This is a genomic window from uncultured Nevskia sp., assembly GCF_903885465.1.
In the GTDB taxonomy this organism is placed as follows: domain Bacteria; phylum Pseudomonadota; class Gammaproteobacteria; order Nevskiales; family Nevskiaceae; genus Nevskia.
The window spans coordinates 1-2,510 of record NZ_CAISIQ010000163.1; the positions used below are offsets into that span (position 1 = coordinate 1).

At 63.8% G+C, this 2,510-nt stretch carries 2 protein-coding genes; both read right to left on the reverse strand.

Translation table 11 applies throughout. The annotated features are described in order from the left end of the window. Positions 1–69: 69 nt before the first annotated feature. Positions 70–1,191, reverse strand: a complete 1,122-nt coding sequence (locus QZY06_RS06195) for a beta-ketoacyl-ACP synthase III (protein ID WP_295681649.1) — start codon at positions 1,189–1,191, stop codon at positions 70–72. A gap of 82 nt (positions 1,192–1,273) precedes the next feature. Further along, positions 1,274–2,510: prolyl oligopeptidase family serine peptidase (locus tag QZY06_RS06200; protein WP_295681651.1), on the reverse strand; the 1,237-nt coding region annotated here is incomplete at its 5' end.

Below are 2,510 nucleotides of genomic sequence, written 5' to 3' on the forward strand. Positions count from 1 at the left end.
ATGTGACAGCCGTTTGACAGTCGAAGAAAAAGGCATCAGGAACCGGGGTTTACCGCCGCGACCGAGGGTTTACAGCTTGCGAACGACGACACTGCCGGCTGAATAGCCGGCGCCGAACGCGCACAGCACTCCGACATCGCCCGGCTTCAAGTCCGCGTGATACTTGTGGAAGGCGATCACCGAGCCCGCAGATGACGTATTCGCGTACTCATCGAGAATGATCGGCGCTTCCTCGATGCTCGGTTCGCGGCCGAGCACTTTCTTGGCGATCAGCTGATTCATGCTCAGGTTGGCCTGGTGCAGCCAGAAGCGCTTCACCGAATTCGGCTCGATGCCGAGATCGGTCAGATGCGAGATCAGCAACTCGGCGACCATCGGCACCACTTCCTTGAATACCTTGCGGCCTTCCTGGGTGAACAGCACATCGTTCCACGGCCGGGACGGTTCCTCGGAACGGTTCAGGAAGCCGAAGTTGTTGCGGATGTTGTTCGAGAACTGGGTCTGCAGCCGGGTGCCAAGCACTTCGAAGCGGTGTTCGCCGGTCGCGGTTTCCAGCGGCTCGACGACCAGCGCGGTGGCGGCGTCGCCAAAAATGAAATGACAGTCGCGATTGCGGAAGTTCAGATGGCCCGTGCAGATTTCCGGGCTGACCACCAGCGCGGCGCGCGCCGAACCACGGCTCACCGCATCGACCGCCGTCTGCACGCCGAACGCTGCCGAGGCGCAGGCGACATTCATGTCGTAACCGTATCCGCCGGCGCCGAGGAAGTGCTGCAGTTCCACCGCCATCGCCGGATAAGGACGCTGCATGTTCGAGCAGGCCACCAGCGTCGCGTCGATATCGGCAGCCGTTCGCCCGGCATTGGCCAGCGCCTGCTTCGCCGCGACCAGGCCCATCTCGACCATCAGCGAGGGCTCGTCGTTGCCGCGCACGCGAATCTGCGGGTGCATGATTTCGGGATCGATGACGCCGGCCTTGTCGACCGTATAGCGCGCCTTGATGCCCGAGGCCTTGAAGATGAATTCGCTCGATGACGGTGCCAGCGCGGTGACTGTGCCGGCCGCAATCGCATTAGCGTGCTCGGCGTTGTAGCGGTCGACATAGGCATTGAACGCGACCACCAGCTCGTCGTTCGATACGGACTCGGCCGGGGTGAACAGGCCGCTGCCGCTGATGCAGACTTTCTTCATCGAATCGCTACCCCTCCAGGGGATTGCTCGGGTGTCGTCGGAACAGTCAGTTTAACGCTTGTTCGATTCGGGTCTGAAGGCCCTAGCGCGGGCCTTTCCAGCCGGCACCGGTCATCGCGTCATCGATGCAGCGAACCACAGCGCGCTCACCGCGGAAGGTCAGATGCGCACCGTGATACCAGTGCACTTCGCGCTGCCAGTGCGCCGCCAGTTTCAGCGGCTGCCCCGGCGGCACGATGCGATCGGCGCTGCCGGCAAACAGATGCAGGCGCTCGGCCGGCAGCTTTGGCGGCAAGGTCAGCGGCGACACCAGATGCAACAGGCGCTGATAGCGCTCGCGGCTCAGGCCTTCGGCTTCGAAGTAGGTCCGCAGCTGCGGAGGCACGTGCTGCCAGAGCACCGAGGCGAAATCGGCGACCGGAATGCCGGCGACGACGAAATCCAGTCCCGCTTCATGAGTCGCCAAGAGCGCTGCGTTGTAACCGCCGAGGCTGTAGCCGAGCACGCCGATGCGGGCATTCGGCTCCTGCGCACGAATCCAGGCGATGGTTCGGCGCAAGTCCCAGAGCGCCTGGGTCTGCGCGAACAGCAGATCGAGCGGATCACCGTCGAGATAGTGATCGCCACTCTGCCGGCCGATGCGCCGCGAGCCATGCAGCGGCAAGGTCGGCATGACCACGTTCAGTTTCAGACGTTGAAACAGGATGTGCGGGGCGAACAGGCGCAGATCGAGGAACGTGGTACCCATCCGGTAACCGTGGATGCACAGCAGCCATGGCCGGCCCGCTTCCGGCTGACGGAACAGACTGGCGTGGCAAGTCCGGTTCGGCACATAGCTGTTCCACAGCTCGGCGCCGGGAATTTCGGCGTGCGGGCGGAACTCGCTGCTGAACTTGAGGTGCTGGTAGCTGAAGCTCTTGAAGCTGGCTGGCGACAGCTCGACGTCGGTCGGCGCACTTGGAATCTGATGGTAATACTCGGGATGATCGAGCCAGCCGCGCTGGCTCAGCACCGCTTCCATCAGGGCGGCATCGCGCACCAGTTCCTCGGCTTCGGTGCCGGACGGAATCTTGGCGCAGATCACGAAGTAGCCAAGCAAGGCTTCATCGAGCGCCGCCTTGGCCCAGGTCTTCAGATCGGCCGGCGGCTCCGGCGCACCGGGCGCCCGCTCGGCCAGCCGCAGCGCGATGCGGCCGGCGTAGAGGAACGCGGCCACCGACAAGGCGACGGCCAGCAACAAAGGCAGGAACGACAGCACGAACAGTCCCGGCACGCTCAGCAACAGCGCGATCACCGCGCCGAGTGACGGGTAATGCGTG

Bases quoted from the DNA above. Each gene is read 5' to 3' on its own strand.
- QZY06_RS06195 (WP_295681649.1), bottom strand. From the start codon at position 1,191: ATGAAGAAAGTCTGCATCAGCGGCAGCGGCCTGTTCACCCCGGCCGAG.